We start from the raw sequence: 22,024 nt of genomic DNA on the forward strand, positions 1-22,024 counted from the left end.
TGCTGCCGTTTACCGCGAGTGATTTATCGCGGTGGGGAAGTCACCGCACGTGCCAGGCCTTGTCGATGCGCTGGACCGGATCGGACAGGGCGCAAGATCCTGGCAATTTCGTCGGCTTTCCGATCGACGCGCGGAAATCTTGACCGATTCCAGAACGGTGGAAAGACTGCATGAGTGGCAGTCGAATTCGACGTCCACGCGATGTTGCGCGACGTCGCGCTCCGGGTCACCCGGCCTCGGGTGACCGTACTGCACGCTGTCCATGCGCATCCGCACGCCGACACCGACACGATCATCCGCGCCGCCCGCCGGGCCCTGCCCGACGTGTCCCACCAGGCGGTGTACGACGTCCTGCGCGCACTGACCGACGCCCGGCTGCTGCGGCGGATCCAGCCGGCCGGTTCGGTCGCACGCTACGAGGCGCGGGTGGGGGACAACCACCACCACGTGGTGTGCCGGTCGTGCGGCGTGATCGAGGACGTGGACTGCGCTGTCGGCCAGGCGCCTTGCCTGCACCCGTCGGACCGCCACGGCTTCTCCGTCGACGAGGCCGAAGTCGTCTACTGGGGCTTGTGCCCCGCCTGTTCCGCCACCACCCCTGACCCAGCAACAGCACGGAAAGGCTGAGCATGTCCGACACGTCTGGCGTCACCCACCAAGGCAGTGAGAGCGAGAATCCGGCCATCGACGCACCGACTGTGAAGCCGGGCCGGCCGAGGACGAACCGCGACTGGTGGCCCAACCAGCTGGACCTCTCGGTCCTGCACCCGCACCACACCCGGTCGAACCCGTTGGCGGACGACTTCGACTATGCGGCCGAGTTCGCCAAGCTCGACGTGGACGCGCTCAAGGCCGACATCGTCGAGGTGATGCGGACGTCACAGGACTGGTGGCCCGCCGACTTCGGCCACTACGGCCCGCTGTTCATCCGGATGAGCTGGCACGCGGCCGGCACCTACCGGATCGAGGACGGCCGCGGCGGGGCCGGCGACGGCGCCCAGCGGTTCGCGCCGCTGAACAGCTGGCCCGACAACGCGAACCTCGACAAGGCCCGCCGGCTGTTGTGGCCGGTCAAGCAGAAGTACGGCCGGAAGATCTCGTGGGCCGACCTGCTGGTGCTGGCCGGCAACGTCGCGCTGGACGACATGGGCTTCCAGACCTTCGGTTTCGGCTTCGGGCGCGAGGACATCTGGGAGCCGGAAGAGGTCTTCTGGGGTGCCGAGGACACCTGGCTCGGCGACGAGCGCTACAGCGGCGACCGCGAGCTGTCCGGACCGTTCGGCGCCGTACAGATGGGCCTGATCTACGTCAATCCCGAGGGTCCGAACGGTACGCCGGACCCGCTCGCGGCGGCCCGGGACATCCGCGAGACGTTCCGCCGGATGGCGATGAACGACGAGGAGACCGTCGCGCTGATCGCCGGCGGCCACTCGTTCGGCAAGACCCACGGGGCTGGGCCCGCCGATCACGTGGGGGTGGAGCCCGAGGGGGCGCCGATCGAGGCGCAGGGCCTGGGCTGGCAGAGCACCTACGGAAGCGGCAAGGGCAAGGACACGATCACCAGCGGTCTCGAGGTGACCTGGACGAGTACGCCGACCAGCTTCGGCAACGGGTTCTTCGAGAATCTGTTCGGTCACGAGTGGGAGCTCACCAAGAGCCCGGCCGGAGCGCACCAGTGGGTCGCGAAGGACGCCGAGGAGAACGTGCCCGACGCGCACGTCCCGGACAAGAAGCACCGCCCGACCATGCTCACGACCGACCTGGCGCTGCGGCTCGACCCGATCTACGGGCCGATCTCGCGCCGCTTCTTCGAGCACCCGGACGAGTTCGCACTCGCCTTCGCCAAGGCCTGGTACAAGCTGCTGCACCGCGACATGGGCCCGGTCTCGCGCTTCCTCGGCCCGTGGGTCCCCGAGCCGCAGCTGTGGCAGGACCCGACCCCGGCGGTCGACCACGAGTTGATCGATGACGCGGACATCGCGGCGCTCAAGGACAAACTGCTCGGGTCGGGCCTGTCCGTCGCGCAGTTGGTCAAGACCGCCTGGGCGGCCGCGGCCAGCTTCCGGTCCACCGACAAACGCGGTGGCGCGAACGGCGCGCGGATCCGGCTCGAGCCGCAGCGCAGCTGGAAGGTCAACGAACCGGCCGAGCTGGCCACGGTGCTGCAGACCCTCGAGCAGATCCAGCAGGAGTTCAACAGCTCCGGGAAGCGGGTGTCCCAGGCCGACCTGATCGTGCTCGGCGGCAGCGCTGCCGTGGAGCAGGCGGCCCGCAACGCCGGGCACGACATCACAGTTCCGTTCCGCCCCGGCCGGACCGACGCCTCCCAGGAACAGACCGACGTCGACGCGTTCGCCGTACTCGAGCCGAAGGCCGACGGCTTCCGCAACTACCTGCAGGCGGGGGAGAAGCTCTCGCCGGAGACGCTGCTGCTGGACCGCGCGTACATGCTGACCCTGACCGCCCCGGAGATGACGGTCCTGGTCGGTGGCATGCGGGCACTGGGCGCGAATGCCGGCGGTGCACAGCACGGCGTCTTCACCGACCGGACCGGGACACTGACCAACGACTTCTTCGTGAACCTGCTGGCCGCCGGCGCGGCGTGGAAGGCGTCGGAGTCGGAGGAGAACGTCTTCGAGATCCGGGACGTGGCGACCGGCGACCTCAAGGGGACGGCCACCGCGGTCGACCTTGTTTTCGGGGCCAACTCGCAGCTCCGGTCCCTCGCGGAGGTCTACGCGAGTGCCGACGCCCAGGACAAGTTCGTGACCGACTTCGTCGCGGCCTGGGTCAAGGTGATGGAGCTCGACCGGTTCGACCTCAGGACGGCGTAGGCATTCCGTAGGCGCGGTCGATGGTCATCGACAGGACAAGGCGTTTGTCGGTGACCATCACCCGGCGGTACTCGTCCCAGTCCGGGTGCTCGCCGGACGCCGTCCGGTAGTAGTCGACCAGGTCCTCGACCACGTCGTCGTACGGATCGGCCGCCACCGGACTGAGCTCGGCCTTGCCTTCCAGTACGACGTACGACCCGCCGCCGGGACCGTTGACGTACAGGCTGACCCGCGGATCGCGCCGCAGGTTCTTCGTCTTGGCCCGGTCGTCGGTCAGCGACACCCGGATCCGCTCGCCGTCGAAGGTGTAGGTGGTGTTCGACAGCTGCGGCCGGCCGTCGCGCTTGAGGGTGACGAGGACGCCGAGGCCGTGGGCGCCGATCCGGTCCAGCAGGGAGGTGGTCATGGTCAAGGTTAAAATTTCAAGTGCGCTTGAGCACAAGTCGTCACGCTCCGTGTCTCGGCGGTCGAGACCCCCGGTTCGACGGGCGGGCCGGGTTGTGCTTAGACTCACTGGCATCATGCGGCACCAGCTTCTCCTCCTTCGCTGCCGCGGCGAGGCCTGACAAGGCCGGTTCCCTCGCCGCGGAGTCTTGTCGTACGCCGGTCGTCCTCACGACTTCCGCAGTACACCTCCCGAGGAGAACCCCCGTGGCACCGAAGAATCAGCCCAAGCCCGTCCAGCAGCCGTCCGGGATGCCGATCCAGCGCTACCGCGCGTTTCCCCCGATCGACCTGCCGGACCGCACCTGGCCGGCCAAGTCGGTCGACCGGACCCCGCGCTGGCTGTCCACCGACCTCCGCGACGGCAACCAGGCACTGGTCGAGCCGATGTCGCCGGCCCGCAAGCGGCGGATGTTCGACCTGCTGGTCCGGATGGGCTACAAGGAGATCGAGGTCGGTTTCCCGAGCGCGAGCCAGTACGACTTCGACTTCGTCCGCAGCCTGATCGAAGAGGACGTCATCCCCGACGACGTCACCATCTCGGTGCTGACCCAGGCTCGCGACGAGCTGATCGAGCGGACCGTGCAGTCGCTGCAGGGCTCGCCGAAGGCGACCATCCACCTCTACAACGCGACCGCGCCGCTGTTCCGCCGGGTCGTGTTCAACGTCGACAAGGCCGAGTGCCTCAACATCGCCGTCCGCGGCACCGAGACGGTGATGAAGTACGCCGACGACATGCTGGGCGACTGCGAGTTCGGCTACCAGTACAGCCCGGAGATCTTCACCGGCACCGAGCTGGAGTTCGCGCTCGAGGTCTGTGAGGCGGTCAGCGACCAGTGGCAGCCGGCCGAGGGCCGGGAGATCATCCTGAACCTGCCGGCCACCGTCGAGATGTCCACCCCGAACGTGTACGCCGACCAGATCGAGTGGTTCAGCCGGAACCTGACCCGGCGCGAGCACAGCACGATCAGCCTGCACCCGCACAACGACCGCGGCACCGCGGTGGCCGCGACCGAGCTGGCCCTGATGGCCGGCGCCGACCGGGTCGAGGGCTGCCTGTTCGGCCACGGCGAGCGGACCGGCAACGTCGACCTGGTCACGCTGGGGATGAACCTGTTCAGCCAGGGCATCGACCCCCAGATCGACTTCGCCGACATCGACGAGATCCGCCGTACGGTCGAGTACTGCACCCAGATGCGGGTGCCCGAGCGGCAGCCGTACGCCGGCGACCTGGTCTACACCGCTTTCTCCGGCTCGCACCAGGACGCGATCAAGAAGGGCCTGGAGGCGCTGGACAAGCAGGCCGCGGCCGAGGGCAAGCCGGTCTCGGAGATCGCCTGGGAGGCGCCGTACCTGCCGATCGACCCGAAGGACGTCGGCCGGTCGTACGAGGCCGTCATCCGGGTGAACTCGCAGTCCGGCAAGGGCGGCGTCGCGTACATCATGAAGTCGGAGCACCGGCTCGACCTGCCACGCCGGCTGCAGATCGAGTTCAGCCGGGTGATCCAGCAGCACACCGACGCCGAGGGCGGCGAGGTCGGCCCACAGCACATGTGGGATATCTTCGCGGCCGAGTACCTGGCACCGGGCAAGCTGTCGCTGCTCACGGTCAACTCGTCGTCCGGCGAGGGCCAGGGCGACGAGCTCCGGGTGCAGGTCTACTCCAACGGCGTACCGCACGAGCTGACCGGTGAGGGCAACGGCCCGGTGTCGGCCTTCGTCGACGCGATCAAGCCGCTGAAGTACGACGTCCGCGTACTGGACTACCACGAGCACGCGCTCTCGGCCGGCGGCGACGCGCTCGCTGCCGCGTACGTCGAGTGCGAGGTCGGCGACGAGGTCTACTGGGGGGTCGGCCGGGACGCCAACATCCTCACCGCATCCCTGAAAGCGGTCGTCTCCGCCATCAACAGAGCCACTCGCTGACTACGGAAATCGCAGCCGCCCGTCACCCTTCGCAGAGGGTGGCGGGCGTTTTCTGTGTTTGAGATCACGGTTTGTGCGTACTATCGGCAACGTTGTCTCAAGTCGTTGACTCGGTGTCTGCGGATGCGCAGACTGTCCACACTGTGCGCAGATCCTTGCAAGGCAGGTTCTCTTACTAAAGGGTGTCACCGGGGGCCATATTCGTCGGTAGTCGCTTGGAGGTGAGCTGTGGGCAGTGCGGTCGAGACACCGGCTGGCAAGCTGATAGAGGGTCCGGTCGACGAGCCTAGACCCAATGTCACGCGACGATTCCTGAACGCGTGGTTGGTCCGTAGACTCGCGAAAGCGGTCCTGACCATCTTCATCGTCACCACCGGGACGTTCTTTCTGGTGCGGTTGCTACCGGGTAACCCGGTCGACACCTACATCCAGACCCAGATCGCGCAGACTGGTATCTCCTACGAGGCTGCCGCCGCGCAGGCGAAGAACCTGTTCTCGCTGGATCCGGATGAGCCGCTCATCCAGCAGTACGTCACGTACATGGTCAACCTGCTGCACGGCGACTTCGGCAACTCACTGCTGTCGCCGGGCACCACCGTGGCCCAGGTCATCAAGACCTACCTGCCGTGGACGCTGTTCTCCGTCGGCGTCGCGACGATCCTCAGCTTCGGCATCGGCATCGTGGCCGGCATGATCATGGCCTACCGCCGGGAGAGCTGGATCGACCACACGCTCAGCTCAGTGGGTGCGCTGCTGCACGCGATCCCGAACTACATCGTCGCGATCCTGATCGTGGTCTTCCTCGGCGTGAAACTGCAGGTCTTCAACCTGACCGAGGCGCGAGGCTCCTACACACCGGGAGTGGAACCGTCGTTCAGCCTGTACTTCCTCAACGACATCCTCTACCACGCGATGCTGCCGATCCTCGCTTACCTGCTGACCACGGTCGGATCCTGGGCGCTGGTGATGAAGTCCTCCACAGTGGAGACCCTCGGCGAGGACTACGTCACGGTCGCCCGCGCCCGTGGCCTCAGTGACTCCCGGATCCGGTCCGGCTATGTCGGGCGCAACGCCGTACTGCCGTTGTTCAGCGCGCTCGCCGTGTCGCTCGGGTTCGTCGTCGGCGGCGCGATCTTCGTGGAGAAGATCTTCGGCTACCAGGGCATCGGCCTGGCGCTCTTCAACGCGGTGAACGGTCGCGACTACCCGGTGCTGCAGGGAATCTTCCTGGTCGTCACGATCTCGGTGGTGGTGGCCAACCTGCTCGCCGACATCCTCTACAGCCGGCTGGATCCGCGGATCCGGGTCCCCGGCCAGGGTCAGGGGTGACGAGATGGCTGAGACTATGACCACCGCCGGCGCTACCGCCGCGATCGGGACGACGAGCGTTTCGCGCTTCGGCGGCATCCTGCGATCGCTGCGGCGCAGCCCGGCCGGCTTCATCGGCTTCATCATCGTGGCGCTGCTGATACTGATCACCGCGATCGGGCCGTTCTTCACCCCCGCGGTGGAGCCGAACGTGAAGGAGATCTTCCTGCCGTTCGGGTCGCCCGGGCATCTGCTCGGGACCGACAACGAGGGCAAGGACGTGCTGATCCAGGTGATCGACGGCGGCCGGTCCGTCATCTTCATCGGGTTCCTCGCGGCCGCGATCTCAACCGTCATCGCGATCGTCCTCGGCTCGCTGGCCGCCTACCTCGGCGCCGGGACCGACTCGGTGGTGGTCACCCTGGCGGACGTGTTCCTCACCGTCCCGGTGATCGTCCTGCTCGCGGTGCTCGGTGCGATGTTCAAGCTGGATTCGCCGTTGCTGCTCGCCTTTCTGGTCGGTGGCCTGGCCTGGCCGGTGCTGACGCGGGCAATCCGGTCCCAGGTGCTCTCGCTCAAGGAACGCGAGTTCGTCGAGGCGGCCAAACTGCTCGACCTCGGCACGATCCGGATCGTCTTCGTCGAGATCCTGCCGAACATGGCCAGCTTCATCCTGATGAACTTCATGATCGGTGTGACGAACGCGATCTACGCGCTGGTCGGCCTCTACCTGCTGGGCCTGGCGCCGTTGACCGGGTCGAACTGGGGCATCATGCTGAACCGCGCCTGGATCGCCGGCGCCATCTTCAACGACGACAGTCTGCCCTTCATCCTGAGTCCCATCGTCGCGATCGTTCTCCTGCTGCTCGGATTGGTGATGATGACGAGATCGCTCGAGGAGATCCTCAACCCGCGACTCCGGGACCAGTGAGGATGGTGACTGCGATGCCTCCCAGCAAGACCAGCACAGCGAGTACTGCCCGCGCGGTGCGCGGCGGCCACGACAAGCCACTGCTCTCGGTGCGCGACTTCAAGGTCGAGTACCGGACCGGGGCCGGCAGCACGGTCCAGGCCGTCCGCGGTGTCGACCTCGACCTCTACCCCGGCGAAAGCCTTGCCCTGGTGGGGGAGAGCGGCTGCGGCAAGACGACCTTCGGCCTCGGTCTGCTGCGGCTGCTGCCGCGGCTGGGCCACGCCAGCGGCAAGGTGATCTTCAACCGCGGTGACGGTGCGGAGATCGACATCCTCGGCCTGGACGGCCGGGACCTGCGCAAGTTCCGCTGGCGGGACGCGGCGATGGTCTTCCAGGGCGCGATGAACGCGTTCAATCCGGTGCTGAAGATCCGCGGCCACATGCACGACACGATGCGGGCGCACACCAAGGCCACCAAGCAGGAGATCGAGGCGCGGGCCGGGGAGCTGCTCCGGCTGGTGCGGCTGGAGCCGGCGCGGGTGATGGACTGCTACCCGCATGAGCTGTCCGGCGGAATGCGGCAGCGGGTGCTCATCGCGATGAGCCTGCTGCTCGAGCCGGAGGTGCTGATCCTGGACGAGCCGACCACGGCACTCGACATCCTGACCCAGCGGTCGATCGTCGACGTCCTGCACGAGGTGCGCGAGCGGCTCGGGTTCTCGATGATCTTCATCTCCCACGACCTGTCGCTGGCCGCCGAGCTCGCCGACCGCGTCGCCACCATGTACGCCGGTCGCATCGTCGAGACCGGCGGCGTCCGGGACCTGTTCTACCAACCGCGGCACCCGTACACGCTGGGCCTGATCAAGGCGGTGCCGCCGATCGTCGGCGACCTGCCGGATCTCGAGTCGATCCCGGGTGGACCGCCGAGCCTGGCCGATCTGCCGGCGGGCTGCACCTTCCACCCGCGCTGCAAGTTCGCCACCGAGCACTGCAAGCAGGAGGACCCGCCGCTCATCCCGGTGACCGACCAACCAGGCGACTGGCACGAGGTCGCCTGCATCCATTCCGATCAGGTGCACCTCGACCGAAAGGTGCCGACCGACGACCTAGGGACGGCGTCATGACCGCGACCGAGACTGCCCGGGCGGGGACGGCCGAGGGACGGCAGCCGCTGATGACGCTGGACAGGGTCAGCCAGGTGTTCGACACCAAGGCTGGTCCGATCCGTGCGGTCGATCACGTCGACCTGTCGATCAACCCCGGTGAGGTGCTCTGCCTGGTCGGTGAGAGCGGATCCGGCAAGACGACGGCCGCGCGGATGGCGGCCGGACTGGCCCGGCCGACCGACGGTCAGGTGGCCTTCGACGGCACCGACATCTGGTCGATGAAGCGGCGTGACTTCGGCACCTTCCGGCGCAGCGTCCAGTACGTCCACCAGGATCCGTACGCCTCGCTGAACCCGACCCGGACCATCCTGCAGACAATCGTTGCGCCGCTGCTCAAGCACGGCGTGGTCAAGGGCAAGAAGGCGGCCGCCGAGAAAGCGGTCGAGCTGCTGACGAAGGTCGACCTGACCCCAGCGGAGAACTTCCTGCCGAAGTACCCGCATCAACTGTCGGGTGGTCAGCGGCAGCGGGTGGCGGTGGCCCGGGCCTTGACGCTGGACCCGAAGATCATCATCGCGGACGAGTCGACCTCGATGCTCGACGTGTCGATCCGGATCAGCGTGCTGGCCATGCTCGGCCGGCTGCGCGACGACCTCGGCGTCGGTTTCCTGTTCATCACCCACGACCTGGCCATCGCGAAGTACTTCGGCTGGCACGGCAAGACCGCGGTCATGTACCTGGGCCGGATCGTCGAGTTCGGCCCGACCCCGAAGATCATCAACGCGCCCACCCATCCCTACACCCGGGCGCTGATCGACGCGATCCCCGAACCCGATCCCGATCTGACCAAGACCAAGGGCGCCGGATCCCTGCGCAGCCTGGAGATCCCGAGCCTGGCACACCTGCCACCCGGGTGCTCGTTCCATCCGCGCTGCCCGCTGTTCGAGGACGGTCTGTGCGACGGCGAGGTGCCCCAACTGGTCGAAGTTCGTTCCGGTCAGTCGGCCGCGTGCCATGTGGTGGCCCGCGACGGCGCCGACGCGCTCCGGCCGGATCAGCCGGTGGCCTGATGGGCCCCCAGATCGGCCGGGTCGCGCTCGGCTGGGCGGCGTTCCTCGTGCTCGCCAGCGTGATCCTTTTGTTCACGCTGACGCCGGGCACACCGGAGTTCGTCGTCACCCTGTTCACCTTGTGTTTGGGCCTGCTACTGGGCCTGATCGTCGTCGCCCTGGTCGTCGTGACCAGGCGCCGGGAGAAACACGAGGGCGGTCAGTAGTACGTCAAACCAGTAGTGCCTGACCCACATGGGCGTGTGGTCAGATCAGAAAGGACGAAGGATGAGTCCCACCGGCACCAACGATTCCGGCACCAACGGACCGGGCGCGAGCGCCCTGTCCAATGCGATCTCTCGCCGGCACGTGCTCCAACTGTTCGGTATCGCCGGTGTCGGCGCGGCCGGCATCGGGTCGCTGACGGCGTGTTCGCCGAGCGACCCGAACAGCGACGAGGCGGGCGACAACAAGTCCGGCAACAAGGAGTTCCACGGCGCGTATCCCTACCAGCTGCCGCCCAAGGGTCACTACAACCTGGCGGCGGGTGTCACCGAAGGCATCCAGCAGCAGAGCCCGTACCTCGACCTGATCTACCCGAGCGGCGGGATGTACTACTGGGCGGACAAGAAGTGGGAATACATGATGGCCGAGTCCAGCTCGCTGGACGAGGCGGCCAACACCTACACCATGAAGCTCCGCTCCGGCCTGACCTGGAGCGACGGCTCGCCGGTGACCGCCAAGGACGTCGTGGACACGTTCAACCTGCGCTGGCTGATGCGCCAGCAGGACTGGACGTTCCTGTCCGACGTCAAGGCCCAGGACGACACCACGGTGCTGTTCACCATCGGCACCCCGTCGACGGTGCTCGAGCGCTACATCCTCCGGGCACCGATCCTGCCCAGCTCCGTCTACGGTGAGTGGGCCACCAAGGCCGAGGCCATGCGGAAGGCCAAGACCAGCCTGGACAGCGCCGAGGGCAAGAAGCTGAACGGCGACTTCCAGAAGCTCCGGCCGGAGAACCCGGTCGTGTCGGGTCCGTTCAACTTCGACCCGAAGACCATGACGAATGCCCAGATGACGCTGGTGAAGAACGACAAGGGCCTGTTCGCCGACAAGATCGCGTTCAGCAAGGTCGTCCTGTACAACGGTGAGACCTCCGACATCACCCCGGTCGTGATGAACAAGGACGTCGACTACGCGACCCACGGCTTCGCGGTGGCCAGCGAGAAGACGTTCGAGCAGAACGGGTTCCGGATCCTCCGCCCGCCGGTGTACTCGGGACCGTCGCTGGTGTTCAACTACACCACCCACCCGGAGCTCTCCGACGCCCGGGTGCGGCAGGCGATCGCCTACGTCCTCGACCGCAACGAGAACGGCACCGTCGCGCTCGGCGAGTCGGGCAAGCCCTGCAAGTTCATGGCCGGGTTCTCCGACATCCTCGTGCCCGACTGGATCACCGACGCCGACCAGAAGAAGCTGCAGGCCTACGAGAAGGACCTCGACAAGGCCACCCAGCTGCTGCAGGCGGCCGGCTGGAAGAAGTCCGGCGACAAGTGGACGACGTCCACCGGCAAGCCCGCGGCGTACGACATCAAGTTCCCGACCGAGTTCGCCGACTGGAACCCGGCCGCCACCAACGCGGCCGACCAGCTGAACAAGTTCGGGTTCAACATCACCAAGCGGGGCATTACCTTCACCCAGCTGAACCCCGACGTCCTGGCCGGGAAGTTCGACATCGCCATCCAGGGCTGGGGCGCCTCGAACCACCCGCACCCGTACTTCGCGTTCGTCCAGGACCTGTACACGTTCAACTACGTGATCGCGGCGAACTCGGGCGGTAAGGGGATGAACTTCCCGCTCCAGCAGACCACCTCGGCCGGTCCGATCGACCTGAAGGCCGTGGTCGACAAGTCGGCCCAGGGCCTGAACGTCGACGAGCAGAAGAAGAACATCACCGCGGCCGCGATGGCGTTCAACGAGTTGCTGCCGATCATCCCGCTGTGGGAGCGCTACGGTAACAACCCGGCGCTGGAAGGGACGCGGGTCGCCAAGTTCCCGGCGGACGACGACCCGATCCTGAAGAACGCGCCGTACGCGGACAACTTCGTCATCATGGGCATGTACTCGGGCAAGGTCGCACCGTCCTGAGTTATTCACTGGCGGTCTGACCCGTTCGTTTGGTTGGGTCGGCCGGGTGATCAGCGTTCGCGAGATCGACCCGGCCGACCTGGCCCTCTTCGACGAGTGGTACGACGCGCTGCGGGCCGGTGTGGTCGCGGGGCGCGAGGCCGCGCTCGTGGTCGGCCGGGAGGCGCTCGGCTTCTCGCTGCGCAACCCCGGACCGCTGAAGCGGCGGCTCGCGGTCGGCGCGTTCGAGGACGACCGGGTGCTCGGCGCGATGCTGTTCGAGTACCGGCTGACCGACAACCTCGACACGGTCGAGGTCGAGATCGACGTACCGCCGCAGCATCGGCGGCGCGGCATCGGTACGGCGCTGTGGCAGTGGGCCGTGACGCGGGCGGCGCAGCTCGGGCGGACGATCTTCCAGACCGAGGTCGGCGTGCCTTCAGAGCCATGGCCCGGTGCTGAGTTCGCCGCCCACCTCGGTTTCTCGGTCGAGCACGTTGAGGACCATCTCGTCGTACCACTGCCGTACGACGTGGTGCTGCTGGACGAGTTGCGTCGTACGGCCGGAGTGCTCGACGGGTATCGGCTGACGTCGTGGGCGGGCGTGTGCCCGCCGGAACACCAGCAGGCGTACGCCGATCTACATACCGCGATGGATCACGACGTGCCGACGGGCGGGATGACGCGCGAAGTGGTGCCGTGGACGGTGGAGAAGCTGCAGGCGAGTGAGCAGCGGATCGACCGGAGCTACCTCGCGCTCGTCACGATGGCGCACACGCTGTCGGGGGAGCCTGCCGGGTACACGTTGATGTACCTGCCGCGGGGTGACGACTCGCACGCCCAGCAGGACGACACCTTGGTACTGCGGGAGCACCGCGGGCACAACCTGGGCACTCACCTGAAGCTGGTCAATCTCGATCAGCTGGCGAAGCACCGGACGACGCAGCGCTTCCTGCACACGTGGACGGCGCTCTCGAACGGTCCGATGCAGAAGGTCAACACCCGCTTCGGTTTCCGCTCGATCGAGGAACATCGGGAGCTCGAGCTGACCTATCCCCGGTTGCGTCCGGCCGCGCGCGCCGTCGTACTCGACCCTGCCGACCGGATCCTGCTGGTCCGGTTCGAATTCCCCAGCGGTCCGCTCTGGGCGACGCCGGGCGGCGGTCTCGAGGCGGGGGAGTCGTTGCGGGACGGCCTGCACCGTGAGCTTCAGGAGGAGGTCGGCCTGGACGCTCCTGACCACCCGCAGCACCTCTGGCACCAGGAAGTAGTTGCCGAGGGCCACGCCACCGGGTACGACGGTGTCATCAACGACTACTTCCTCGTCCGGACCGACCCCTTCACCGTCGGCGGCACCCTCACCGAAGCCGAGCTCCAGGCCGAGAACGTCCACGGCCACCGCTGGTGGACGCTCGAGGAACTCCTTGCCACCGAAGCCCGCTTCGCGCCCCGAGCACTTCCGTTGCTGCTGCAGGAGCTTCTCCAGAACGGCCCACCCACCATCCCGACCCAGCTGGCCCTGTGAACCTCCGTCACTCGACCCGAGGTCTCGTCCTGGATCCATCGGACCGCCTGCTCCTGCTGCGCTGCGAACTCCCGGACAGGTCCTTCTGGGTGGCCCCTGGAGGAGGCCTCGAACCCGGCGAGTCTCACCACGACGCGCTCACCCGCGAGTTGCGCGAGGAGATCGGTCTGGAGGCCGCGGACATCCAGCATCACGTCTGGCGCCAGGAGGCGGTCGGACCGTACGCCGCCGGTCACGACGGCGTCCGCAACGACTACTACGTCGTCCGCACCGAACACTTCGAACCTGAGCCCACGCCCGACTGGGAGCTTGAGGGCATCAGCGACTGCCGGTGGTGGACCGTGTCGGAGCTGCTGAGTGCTGAAGCCGAGTTCTCCCCGCGGGCGTTGCCCAGCTTGCTGCACGCGTTGCTGACCGAAGGTGTGCCGGCGCGGCCGCTCCTGATGGGGGTGTGAGAAAACCTGATGGCGGTGTGAGAAACGCGTTCGAAGTCCGTGAGGAAGCGGCTCCGGGCGACGATCGCGGCCTAGCGTCGATGGTGTGAGCACTCGACATAGCGTTGACTGGTTCATCCCCGTTCGATCGACCGATGGTGTCGCCGTCCTGCAGACCGGCCGGCTGCCCGACGGCCCCAAGGTCGGCATCGCCTTCACCACCCTCGCGCTGCTGCGCGCCGCGACCGGACCACGTCAGCAGTGGCTGCGCCTGTCAGAGGACGCGCTGCGCGAACTCCTGGCGCCGCTCGGCGTCACCAGGATCCAGCTCGACCCGGTCCTCGTCGGCCCCGATGTCCGGTCGCGGACGCCGTACCCACGTCAGCCGGCCTTCGTCCACTAGCGTGCAGTCGCCGGGGTCACTGACCGTGACCGCGGGAGGGTCTTGCCCACAGCAACGGGTAACGACGGTAGGTTCGGGGGTATGCGTGAATCGAAGCTCGGTGACCTGCACGTCTCCTGCCTCGGCCTCGGCTGTATGGGGATGTCCCAGTCCTACGGTGTGACGACGGACGAGGCCGAGTCCATCGCCACCTTGCACGCCGCCATCGACGCCGGCTGCACCTTCATCGACACCGCCGACGTGTACGGCGACGGCGCCAACGAGGAGTTGGTCGGCCGCGCGCTGGCCGGCCGGCGCGACCAGGTGGTCCTGGCGACGAAGTTCGGCTTCAAGAAGCCGGCCAGCAGCACCGCCCTGCCGAACGTGGTCGACGGCAGCCCGGAGTACGCGCGGCAGGCGCTCGACGCCTCGCTGCGGCGGCTCGGTGTCGACCACGTCGACCTGTGGTACCTGCACCGGCGCGACCCGCAGGTTCCGATCGAGGAGACCGTCGGCGCGATGGGCGAGATGGTCGCCGCCGGCAAGGTCCGGCACCTCGGGCTGTCCGAGGTCAACGGCGACACGGTCCGGGCCGCGCACGCCGTCCATCCGATCAGCGCCGTTCAGAGCGAGTGGTCGCTGTGGACGCGCGACCCGGAGACCGTCGTACTGCCGACGCTGCGTGAGCTCGGCGTCGGGTTCGTCCCGTTCAGCCCGCTCGGTCGCGGCTTCCTGACCGGGCAGCTCAAGTCGCCGGACGACTTCGAGCCGGACGACATGCGGCGCGGGCTGCCGCGGTTCAGCGGGGAGAACTTCCAGCGCAATCTCGACCTGGTCGAGAAGGTGCGGGAGCTGGCCGCGTCGAAGGGGGTCACGGCCGGTCAGCTGGCGCTCGCCTGGCTGCTTGCTCAGGGCAACGACGTGGCGCCGATCCCGGGCACGAAGCGGCGCAAGTACCTGGCCGAGAACCTCGGTGCCGTGGACGTCGAGCTGACCGCGGACGAGTTGGCCGCGCTGGACGAGGCGTTCCCGCCGGAAGCGGTGTCCGGGCAGCGGTACACTCAGGGTGGGATGGACCTGGTGGGCAAGTGATCGGTCTCACCGGCTCCACCGGTCAGCTCGGTTCCCGGATCGCCCGCCTGCTGGCGGAGGCCGGCGTACCGCAGCGGCTGATCGTTCGCGATCCCGCGCGGGCGCTGGACCTGCCGGCTGCGGAGGTCGTGCAGGCGGCGTACGGCGAAGAGGCTTTCGCCGAGGCCCTGGACGGGGTCGAGACCCTGATGTTGCTCAGTGCAACGGAGTCGGCGGATCGGATCGCCTTGCACAAGGCGACGGTCGATGCCGCGGTGGCGGCCGGTGTGCGACGCATCGTCTACACGTCGTTCATCGGCGCGTCGCCGGGGGCGACGTTCACCTTCGCGCGCGACCACTGGCACACCGAGGAACACATCCGGTCCCTCGGCGTCGACTTCACCTTCCTGCGCGACAACCTGTACCTCGATTTCGTGACCGGGTACGTCGGTGAGGACGGCGTGATCCGTGGACCGGCGGGCGATGGGCGGGTGGCCGCGGTCGCCCGCGACGACGTGGCGGCGGTAGCGGCCCGGGTTCTGGTGGACCCGGGTCACTCCGGCGCTGTCTACGACCTGACCGGCCCGACCGCCTTCACGTTGGCCGAGGCGGCCGCCGTACTGGCCGCCGCCTGGGACCGAAAGGTCCGCTACGAGGCGGAGACGCTGGACGAGGCGTACCGGTCCCGCGAGGTGTACGGCGCTCCCTCCTGGGAGGTGGCCGGCTGGGTCACGTCGTACGCCGCGATCGCCAGCGGGGAGTTGAGTGCGGTCACCTCCGCTGTCGAGGACATCACCGGCCGCCCGCCGACCAGCCTCGAGGAGTATGTCGCCCGCAGGTGAGAGACTGGTGGGGTGCCGCTCTACCGGGATGAGGCGATCGTGCTGCGCACCCAGAAACTGGGTGAAGCGGACCGGATCGCCACGCTGCTGACCCGCAGCCGCGGCAAGATCCGCGCCGTCGCGAAAGGCGTTCGCCGGACGTCGTCCCGCTTCGGCGCGCGGCTCGAGCCGTTCAGCCACGTCGACCTGCAACTCGCCACCGGCCGCACCCTCGACGTCGTCACCCAGGCCGTCTCGATCGCGGCGTACGGCGAGGGAATCGTCGGCGACTACGCCCGGTACACCACCGGCACGGTCCTGCTCGAGACCGCCGACCGCCTCGTCGTCGAGGAGAAGGAACCCGCCACCCAGCAGCACCTCCTGCTGGCCGGGGCCCTCCGCGTCCTGTCCTCCGGCGAACGCGAACCCGCCCTCGTCCTCGACTCCTTCCTGCTCCGCTCGCTGGCCATCTCCGGCTACGCCCCCTCCTTCGACGACTGCGCCCGCTGCGGCGAACCCGGCCCCCACCGAGCCTTCAACCCCGCCGGCGGCGGCATGGTCTGCACCTCCTGCCGCCCCCCAGCCTCAGCCATGCCCGCCCCAGCCACCGTCACCCACCTGGCAGCCCTCCTCACCGGCGACTGGCCCATCGCCCTCCAAGCCGACCCCCGAACCCGCCGAGAAGCCACCGGCCTCATAGCCGCCTTCTTCACCTACCACCAAGACCACCAACTCCGCTCCCTACCCCACCTGGACCTGACACCAGGAACCACCTGACGGCATCACGCCTCGCGGTCCGAGCCTCTGTCCTTGTCCTGGTTCTCTGCTTGGGAGGTCCGGGCCTCGGGCGACTCGGTAGGTGCGTGCGCAGCCCCGGTCGGCGGCGCCACCTCGTCGAAGGCAACGGAGTGCGCAGACTTCGCCGTGCGCCCGCGCGCCAGGCCGGGATGCGTGCCTCGATGCTCCGGCTCCACCACCGAGTTCAGGTTCTGCGCGAACGACCTGAGGTCGTGCCGCGAAGCCAGCTTGTCGATGAGTGCCGACATCGTGTTCGGCTCCCGGTCGGTGCGGGAGATCATCTCGTTCATAGCGACGATCACCAGCTGGTGGTTGTCCTCCAGGAGACGGTTCAGGAAGCGTGATGTCTTCTCGACCGGCATCGCGTGCGGGCCGGTCGTCGGCGGCCGGAAGTCCTTGACGTTCTCGGTCACCAGGACTGTCGACGTCGACTGCACGGCCGCGGCCAGCACATGCCGGTCCTTGGCATCAGCCTGCATCTCGGGCTCGAGGTGCTCGTATCCCGTGACCATGGCTTGCGGAAACGCGCGGTTCATCTGGTTCAGGCGACGGTCGATGGCCTGTTCCGACAACCTGGGCGGACGATTCCGGCGTACCTCGTCGAGCACCTCCGCGGACCACCGCGGCTGGAAGGCGCCTAGATCTGCCAGGGTCAGCAGGACATCCGTTTGCAGATGGCCGCGCAGGACATTGGCGTCCAGGAACGCCCGCCGCGGTGGCATCGCGGTCTTACCTGTCATCGCCCGGGTCAGCTGCGTCGTCATCGTCGTAGTCGGACTCGCTCAGCATCTCGTCGAGAGCCTCCCGCCGCCGCTTCCGCAGCCGTTCGCTGAAGGCGAGTACGTCGGCCAGCCGTACCCAGTCGACATACTCGGTCGACCGGAACGGGATCGCGCCCTCGCCGACGTACGCCCGCAAGTCGTCGCTCCCCATCCCGATCGCAGCGGCCGCCTCGTCGATCGGCAGCTCGTGCCGCAGCGCGGTGACCTTCACAGCGAACCCCTGCCGCATGGCCTCCTCGACAAACCGCAGCGCCTCGAACACCTTCGGCGGTACCTCGTACCTCGCTCCATCTGCCCCGACCAGCGCCGGCCCGCCAGCAGCCAGCCGCCTGTCGTCCCCGGACAACAGAAAGATCTCCGACTGGCTCGGCAATACGTCCATGCCCCAGAGCTTATGGCCCGTCCCTCAGCAGGCCCTTTTGCCTGGCGCGGCGCGTTGAGAGTCATCGGAATCAACCAACACCGGACCGTGTTCCCCGACCCGAAGCTGGCTCCCGGGATGCCGCCCTGCAACAACCTGCACCCTGTGGATAACTCACCCCACCGAGGACCGTACGTATGAAACAGTTGCACTCTCAGTAGCCCTCGTACGGTCCCGGAGGTCCCCAATGCTCAGGCGACTAGCCACAGCAGCCCTAACAGCCACAGTCGCCACCACCGTCCCCGCCTGCACCACCGAGAACCCCAAACCGCCACCGTTCACTCCCTCAAGCACTCCGGCGAGCAGTACGCCAACCACAGCCAGTGCGTCAGAGCAGGCCGGCGTCGCAGCCGTTGCTGCCTACCGTCGGTACATCCAGGTGATCAATGGGATGACAGCGAGCGGCGGCACCGAGGTGCAGAATCTCCCGACGGTTACAGCTGGCGTTGAGCTTCGCGTCTCCCAGATTCAGGCTGAGAACTATCGCGGCCGGAAGATCAGATCCATCGGGATCCCCGAGATCATCTGGGTCAAGCCGGTCAAGGTGAGCGGGGCGGTTGCTGGGACGTTCACTACAGCTTCCGTTCAGGCTTGTGTGGACACGTCGAAGACTCAGGCCGTCGATTCGGCTGGGAAGAGTGTGAGGCCGGCCGGTACGCCGACTCGTTGGCTGGACACCCGGGATCTGCAGCTCATCGGAGGTGGCTGGAAGGTCGTCAAGGGCAAGAACCAGGGGGCACAGTGCTGACCGCGGCGCTTGCGACGGTGAGCTTGCTGGCAGGCTTACCGATGGTGCCGGAGGTGACTCCTGGCTTACAGACGCCCAGCCCCGCAGGCCCGAAATGCGATTGGGATCTGATCGCCGGTCTGTGCCGAATCTCGCTGACCAATCAGACAACCACGCCGCCCGCCACCGGGAAGGGGCAACCTGGGACGAAGGAAGTCGGGCAGTCGGGGTGTGTGTTCGAGGGCAAGGCGATCCCGTGTCGGACGGAGAACGGCTTCTGGGACGCAGCTTCAGGGTGCTATCTGACGCCGACGGCCACGCTGGTTTCAATGTTCCATTCGGCTAGCGACTATCCGCCGGGGACCAAGTACTACCGGTGCTGGGTTCTGGTAGATGTGGTCGATGGTAGGCCAGAGGGGATCGAGAGGTTCGAACCTGTCATTCGGCCGCCGGGGGAGCCGGAGACGATTGATCCGAGGGTGGCGGCTCAGCGTGTTGTGGAGTCGATGACGTTCGTGGCGCCGCAGCTCGGTCTCTCGCCGTACGTACAGAGCGCGACGCGTGAGGGCATCGTGAATGTGCCGATCTGGATGTGGATCACCGATCCGGGTGAGAACACGACAGGTCCCTTGAGCAAGCAGGCGACGCTCGGGGGTGTGACCATCGAAGCGGTCGGCACCGTCGACCGGATCGAGTGGTCGATGGGGGCCGGTGACGTGGTCTCCTGCAAGGGAGCCGGTACGCCGTTCACGAAGGCGGACGCTGAAGGCAAGTCCCTGAAGGAGATCCCCGCTTCACCCACCTGCGGTCACACCTACCGCAAGACCTCCCGCTGCGAGAAGAGCGGCCAGTTCCAGGTCACCGCGACCGCCTACTGGAACGTCCACTGGACCGGCGGCGGCATGCAGGGCGACATCCCGCTCAACTTCAGCCGCTCGGTCCCACTCCGCGTCACCGACCTGCGCCCAGTGCTCGTCGCCCCGGACGGCGGCGAAGCCACCGCCCAACCCCAACCCCGCCCATGCCCCTAGATGTTCGGCCCCGCCACCCGCAACTGGACTTGCAGCAACCGAACGGGTGGAAGCGTTGCATGCCGTCATGTTCACGCACGGCCCGCGGAGGTCCCCGATGCTCAGGCGGCTAGCCACAGCAGCCCTTTCGGCCGCCGTTGCTACAACCGTCCCCGCCTGCACGAACGACGGTTCCGAGCCTCCGCCATCCACTCCCTCAACGACCCCGGCCAGCAGCGCCTCAACTCCGGCGACTGAGTCGGCGCAGGCCGGCGCCGCAGCCGTTGCGGCCTACCGCCGCTACATCAATGTGACCGATGCGATGATGGCGAGCGGTGGGACTGACGTGAAGAACCTTCCGTCGGTGGCGGCCGGCGTCGAGCTCCGCGTCTCCCAGATCGAGGCTGAGAACTATCGCGGCCGGAAGATCAGGGCCATTGGGACCACCGAGATCATCTGGGTCAAGCCGGTCAAGGTGGGTGGGGCGATTGCCGGGGCCTCCACCACGGCGACAGTTCAAGCGTGTCTGGACACGTCGAAGACTCAGGCCGTCGATTCGGCTGGGAAGAGTGTGAGACCGGCCGGTACGCCGACTCGGTGGCTGGATACCCGGGATCTGCAGCTCATCGGAGGTGGCTGGAAGGTCGTCAAGGGCAAAAACCAGGGGGCACAGTGCTGACCGCGCTGATCGGGATCATCAGTCGGCCGACACCCCTCTCAATGCTCAGGTGGCCGGCCTCAGTAGCCCTTGCGGCCGCGGTCGCTGCCACCGTCCCCGCCTGCACCAGCAACAACCCCGAACCAGCACCCTTCACGCCATCGATCGCGACACCGTCGCCGACCGAAACACCGACAGAGTCGGCGCAGACCGCCGCCGTCTCGGCGGCCTCCAATGCCTACCGCCAGTTCGTCGCGGCAACCGATGTCGCCTACGCCAGCGGCGGTGTGAACGTCACCGAGTTGAAGAAGTACGCCAGTGGGGTGATGCTCGGCGCGGAGTTGAACCAGGCGGCGACGTTCCGAGGTAGGAGGTGGCACAGTGTTGGCCGTCAGCGGGTCATGTGGGTCACGCCACTGACCGTAGGGAAGCCGGATGCGACTGGTCAGATCAATGACATGACGCTCCGAGCGTGTGTCGATGCCTCGCATGCCACAGCTGTCGACGCCAACGGCAAGAGTGTCAAGCTACCGGGGACTCCCACGCAGGTCATCGACGAGATGCGGATGCGCCGCCTCCAAGGCAGTTGGAAAGCCGACTACCCGCAGAGCAGGAAGGGTGGCAAATGCTGACCCCAAAGCTCGTCGCGTTTCGCGTCCTCGCGCTGGTCGGGCCGCCGCCAGCCGTTCTGCGCCGCGCCGCGTGACCGACCTCCGGTAGGTTCCCGTTCCCGGCGGGCGGCACCGGCCGAAGTCGCGTGCCTGCCGCTGTCCGACCAAGGCAGCTCACCTCCCGGTGGGGGGTGTTTTGGTGGGTGGGAGACTGCTGGCATGTCGCCTATTGGTCGTCGTCGGGGGTTGGTTGAGGGGCCGCGGGGTGGGGAGAAGGTGGTGGTGGCGCCGGATCCGCATCCTTCGGGGGCTCGGCCGCCGGGGATTCCGGGGGAGTTGGTACCTCGGCATGTGGCGATCGTGATGGACGGGAACGGGCGGTGGGCGAAGCAGCGGGGGCTGCCGCGGACCGAGGGGCACAAGGCGGGGGAGGCCTCGCTGCTGGATGTGATCAAGGGCGGTATCGAGATCGGGGTGAAGTACATCTCGGCGTACGCGTTCTCGACCGAGAACTGGGCCCGGTCGCCCGAAGAGGTGCGGTTCCTGATGGGGTTCAACCGGGAGGTGATCCACCGGCGCCGCGACGAGCTGGACGCGATGGGCGTGCGGGTGGTGTGGTCGGGGCGCCGGCCGCGGTTGTGGAAGAGCGTGATCGACGAGCTGGAGCACGCGCAGGAGCGGACCAAGCACAACGACACGATCACGCTGCAGTTCTGTGTGAACTACGGCGGTCGCGCGGAGCTGGCCGACGCGATGCGGTCGATCGCGCGTGATGTTGCCGCCGGCAAGCTCAAGCCCGACCGGATCACCGAGCAGACGATCGCCCGGCACCTGTACGCACCGGACATCCCCGAGGTGGACCTGTTCGTCCGCTCGTCGGGAGAGCAGCGGACCTCGAACTTCCTGGTCTGGCAGCTCGCGTACGCCGAGATGGTCTTCCTCGACACCCTCTGGCCCGACTTCGACCGCCGCGACCTGTGGCGCGCGATCGAGATCTACGCCCAGCGCGACCGGCGTTACGGCGGCGCGATCCCCAACGAGGTCGCCCAGTAGCCCAGCCGGCCGCAGCCA

22 protein-coding genes are annotated in these 22,024 nt (G+C 67.4%); 19 read left to right on the plus strand and 3 right to left on the minus strand.

Features of this window, described 5'->3' with window-relative positions:
• Positions 1 to 201: 201 nt before the first annotated feature.
• Both ACGFIF_RS00960 and katG read left to right on the plus strand, forming a co-directional pair.
• Positions 202 to 627 carry a Fur family transcriptional regulator gene (locus ACGFIF_RS00960; protein WP_393153601.1) on the plus strand — a complete coding sequence of 142 codons (426 nt, stop codon included), beginning with the start codon at positions 202 to 204 and terminating at the stop codon, positions 625 to 627.
• A 2-nt stretch (positions 628 to 629) separates the two neighbouring features.
• A complete protein-coding gene (gene katG / locus ACGFIF_RS00965) occupies positions 630 to 2,834 on the plus strand; it encodes a catalase/peroxidase HPI (protein ID WP_393149998.1) in 2,205 nt (734 codons plus the stop codon).
• On the opposite strand, the gene ACGFIF_RS00970 is transcribed toward katG, so the two are convergent.
• Positions 2,821 to 3,240, minus strand: coding sequence for a PPOX class F420-dependent oxidoreductase (locus tag ACGFIF_RS00970; protein ID WP_393150000.1), 420 nt, complete (start codon positions 3,238 to 3,240; stop codon positions 2,821 to 2,823). The two genes, katG and ACGFIF_RS00970, sit on opposite strands and share 14 nt — an antisense overlap.
• A gap of 290 nt (positions 3,241 to 3,530) precedes the next feature.
• On the opposite strand from ACGFIF_RS00970, the gene leuA reads away from it, so the two are divergent.
• The 13 genes from leuA (at position 3,531) to recO (ending at position 16,723) form a co-directional block, all read left to right on the plus strand.
• Positions 3,531 to 5,204, plus strand: a complete 1,674-nt coding sequence (leuA, locus tag ACGFIF_RS00975) for a 2-isopropylmalate synthase (RefSeq protein WP_393153603.1) — start codon at positions 3,531 to 3,533, stop codon at positions 5,202 to 5,204.
• Between the two features lie 324 nt (positions 5,205 to 5,528).
• Positions 5,529 to 6,533 (plus strand): ABC transporter permease, encoded by a 1,005-nt coding sequence (locus tag ACGFIF_RS00980; protein WP_393150002.1) that lies wholly within the window; start codon positions 5,529 to 5,531, stop codon positions 6,531 to 6,533.
• A 4-nt stretch (positions 6,534 to 6,537) separates the two neighbouring features.
• Positions 6,538 to 7,443: an ABC transporter permease gene (locus ACGFIF_RS00985; RefSeq protein WP_393150004.1), complete on the plus strand. Its 906-nt coding sequence runs from the start codon at positions 6,538 to 6,540 to the stop codon at positions 7,441 to 7,443.
• Between the two features lie 14 nt (positions 7,444 to 7,457).
• A complete protein-coding gene (locus ACGFIF_RS00990; protein ID WP_393150006.1) occupies positions 7,458 to 8,552 on the plus strand; it encodes an ABC transporter ATP-binding protein in 1,095 nt (364 codons plus the stop codon).
• On the plus strand, positions 8,549 to 9,604 hold the full coding sequence (locus ACGFIF_RS00995; RefSeq protein WP_393150008.1) for an ABC transporter ATP-binding protein: 1,056 nt from the start codon (positions 8,549 to 8,551) through the stop codon (positions 9,602 to 9,604). Before ACGFIF_RS00990 ends, ACGFIF_RS00995 begins: the two co-directional genes overlap by 4 nt.
• Positions 9,604 to 9,810, plus strand: a complete 207-nt coding sequence (locus ACGFIF_RS01000; RefSeq protein ID WP_393150010.1) for a hypothetical protein — start codon at positions 9,604 to 9,606, stop codon at positions 9,808 to 9,810. The genes ACGFIF_RS00995 and ACGFIF_RS01000 overlap by 1 nt, the downstream gene beginning before the upstream one ends.
• 61 nt (positions 9,811 to 9,871) lie before the next feature.
• Positions 9,872 to 11,734, plus strand: coding sequence for an ABC transporter substrate-binding protein (locus ACGFIF_RS01005; RefSeq protein WP_393150012.1), 1,863 nt, complete (start codon positions 9,872 to 9,874; stop codon positions 11,732 to 11,734).
• A 46-nt stretch (positions 11,735 to 11,780) separates the two neighbouring features.
• Positions 11,781 to 13,238 carry a GNAT family N-acetyltransferase gene (locus ACGFIF_RS01010; protein ID WP_393150014.1) on the plus strand — a complete coding sequence of 486 codons (1,458 nt, stop codon included), beginning with the start codon at positions 11,781 to 11,783 and terminating at the stop codon, positions 13,236 to 13,238.
• Complete coding sequence (locus tag ACGFIF_RS01015) at positions 13,235 to 13,693, plus strand: NUDIX hydrolase (protein WP_393150016.1); 459 nt, start codon at positions 13,235 to 13,237, stop codon at positions 13,691 to 13,693. Before ACGFIF_RS01010 ends, ACGFIF_RS01015 begins: the two co-directional genes overlap by 4 nt.
• An 85-nt stretch (positions 13,694 to 13,778) precedes the next feature.
• Positions 13,779 to 14,075, plus strand: coding sequence for an SAV_915 family protein (locus ACGFIF_RS01020; protein WP_393150018.1), 297 nt, complete (start codon positions 13,779 to 13,781; stop codon positions 14,073 to 14,075).
• An 81-nt stretch (positions 14,076 to 14,156) separates the two neighbouring features.
• Positions 14,157 to 15,146, plus strand: coding sequence for an aldo/keto reductase (locus ACGFIF_RS01025; protein WP_393150020.1), 990 nt, complete (start codon positions 14,157 to 14,159; stop codon positions 15,144 to 15,146).
• Positions 15,143 to 15,967, plus strand: a complete 825-nt coding sequence (locus ACGFIF_RS01030; RefSeq protein WP_393150022.1) for an NAD(P)H-binding protein — start codon at positions 15,143 to 15,145, stop codon at positions 15,965 to 15,967. Before ACGFIF_RS01025 ends, ACGFIF_RS01030 begins: the two co-directional genes overlap by 4 nt.
• Positions 15,968 to 15,979: 12 nt before the next feature.
• Entirely contained in the window at positions 15,980 to 16,723 is a 744-nt protein-coding gene (gene recO / locus ACGFIF_RS01035; RefSeq protein ID WP_393150024.1) for a DNA repair protein RecO, read from the plus strand.
• A gap of 5 nt (positions 16,724 to 16,728) precedes the next feature.
• On the opposite strand, the gene ACGFIF_RS01040 is transcribed toward recO, so the two are convergent.
• Positions 16,729 to 17,508 (minus strand): PIN domain-containing protein, encoded by a 780-nt coding sequence (locus ACGFIF_RS01040; protein ID WP_393150026.1) that lies wholly within the window; start codon positions 17,506 to 17,508, stop codon positions 16,729 to 16,731.
• Positions 17,474 to 17,908, minus strand: coding sequence for a hypothetical protein (locus ACGFIF_RS01045; RefSeq protein ID WP_393150028.1), 435 nt, complete (start codon positions 17,906 to 17,908; stop codon positions 17,474 to 17,476). Before ACGFIF_RS01045 ends, ACGFIF_RS01040 begins: the two co-directional genes overlap by 35 nt.
• A gap of 1,272 nt (positions 17,909 to 19,180) precedes the next feature.
• On the opposite strand from ACGFIF_RS01045, the gene ACGFIF_RS01050 reads away from it, so the two are divergent.
• From ACGFIF_RS01050 to ACGFIF_RS01065, 4 genes are all read left to right on the plus strand, one after another.
• A complete protein-coding gene (locus ACGFIF_RS01050; RefSeq protein WP_393150030.1) occupies positions 19,181 to 19,705 on the plus strand; it encodes a hypothetical protein in 525 nt (174 codons plus the stop codon).
• Positions 19,706 to 19,772: 67 nt separating this feature from the next.
• Positions 19,773 to 20,363, plus strand: a complete 591-nt coding sequence (locus tag ACGFIF_RS01055; protein WP_393150032.1) for a hypothetical protein — start codon at positions 19,773 to 19,775, stop codon at positions 20,361 to 20,363.
• Entirely contained in the window at positions 20,357 to 20,974 is a 618-nt protein-coding gene (locus ACGFIF_RS01060; protein ID WP_393150034.1) for a hypothetical protein, read from the plus strand. Before ACGFIF_RS01055 ends, ACGFIF_RS01060 begins: the two co-directional genes overlap by 7 nt.
• A 198-nt stretch (positions 20,975 to 21,172) precedes the next feature.
• A complete protein-coding gene (locus ACGFIF_RS01065; protein ID WP_393150036.1) occupies positions 21,173 to 22,006 on the plus strand; it encodes an isoprenyl transferase in 834 nt (277 codons plus the stop codon).
• Positions 22,007 to 22,024: the final 18 nt, after the last annotated feature.

It is taken from the genome of Kribbella sp. NPDC049174 (genome assembly GCF_043197365.1).
Taxonomy (GTDB): Bacteria; Actinomycetota; Actinomycetes; order Propionibacteriales; family Kribbellaceae; genus Kribbella.

Excerpts from the sequence above, each read along its gene's own strand:
- ACGFIF_RS00960 (WP_393153601.1), top strand. The coding sequence starts at position 202 with ATGTTGCGCGACGTCGCGCTCCGGGTCACCCGGCCTCGGGTGACCGTA.
- katG (WP_393149998.1), top strand. The coding sequence starts at position 630 with ATGTCCGACACGTCTGGCGTCACCCACCAAGGCAGTGAGAGCGAGAAT.
- ACGFIF_RS00970 (WP_393150000.1), bottom strand. The coding sequence starts at position 3,240 with ATGACCACCTCCCTGCTGGACCGGATCGGCGCCCACGGCCTCGGCGTC.
- leuA (WP_393153603.1), top strand. The coding sequence starts at position 3,531 with ATGCCGATCCAGCGCTACCGCGCGTTTCCCCCGATCGACCTGCCGGAC.
- ACGFIF_RS00985 (WP_393150004.1), top strand. The coding sequence starts at position 6,538 with ATGGCTGAGACTATGACCACCGCCGGCGCTACCGCCGCGATCGGGACG.
- ACGFIF_RS00990 (WP_393150006.1), top strand. The coding sequence starts at position 7,458 with ATGCCTCCCAGCAAGACCAGCACAGCGAGTACTGCCCGCGCGGTGCGC.
- ACGFIF_RS00995 (WP_393150008.1), top strand. The coding sequence starts at position 8,549 with ATGACCGCGACCGAGACTGCCCGGGCGGGGACGGCCGAGGGACGGCAG.
- ACGFIF_RS01000 (WP_393150010.1), top strand. The coding sequence starts at position 9,604 with ATGGGCCCCCAGATCGGCCGGGTCGCGCTCGGCTGGGCGGCGTTCCTC.
- ACGFIF_RS01005 (WP_393150012.1), top strand. The coding sequence starts at position 9,872 with ATGAGTCCCACCGGCACCAACGATTCCGGCACCAACGGACCGGGCGCG.
- ACGFIF_RS01025 (WP_393150020.1), top strand. The coding sequence starts at position 14,157 with ATGCGTGAATCGAAGCTCGGTGACCTGCACGTCTCCTGCCTCGGCCTC.
- ACGFIF_RS01040 (WP_393150026.1), bottom strand. The coding sequence starts at position 17,508 with ATGACGACGCAGCTGACCCGGGCGATGACAGGTAAGACCGCGATGCCA.
- ACGFIF_RS01045 (WP_393150028.1), bottom strand. The coding sequence starts at position 17,908 with ATGGACGTATTGCCGAGCCAGTCGGAGATCTTTCTGTTGTCCGGGGAC.
- ACGFIF_RS01050 (WP_393150030.1), top strand. The coding sequence starts at position 19,181 with ATGACGTTCGTGGCGCCGCAGCTCGGTCTCTCGCCGTACGTACAGAGC.
- ACGFIF_RS01055 (WP_393150032.1), top strand. The coding sequence starts at position 19,773 with ATGTTCACGCACGGCCCGCGGAGGTCCCCGATGCTCAGGCGGCTAGCC.
- ACGFIF_RS01065 (WP_393150036.1), top strand. The coding sequence starts at position 21,173 with ATGTCGCCTATTGGTCGTCGTCGGGGGTTGGTTGAGGGGCCGCGGGGT.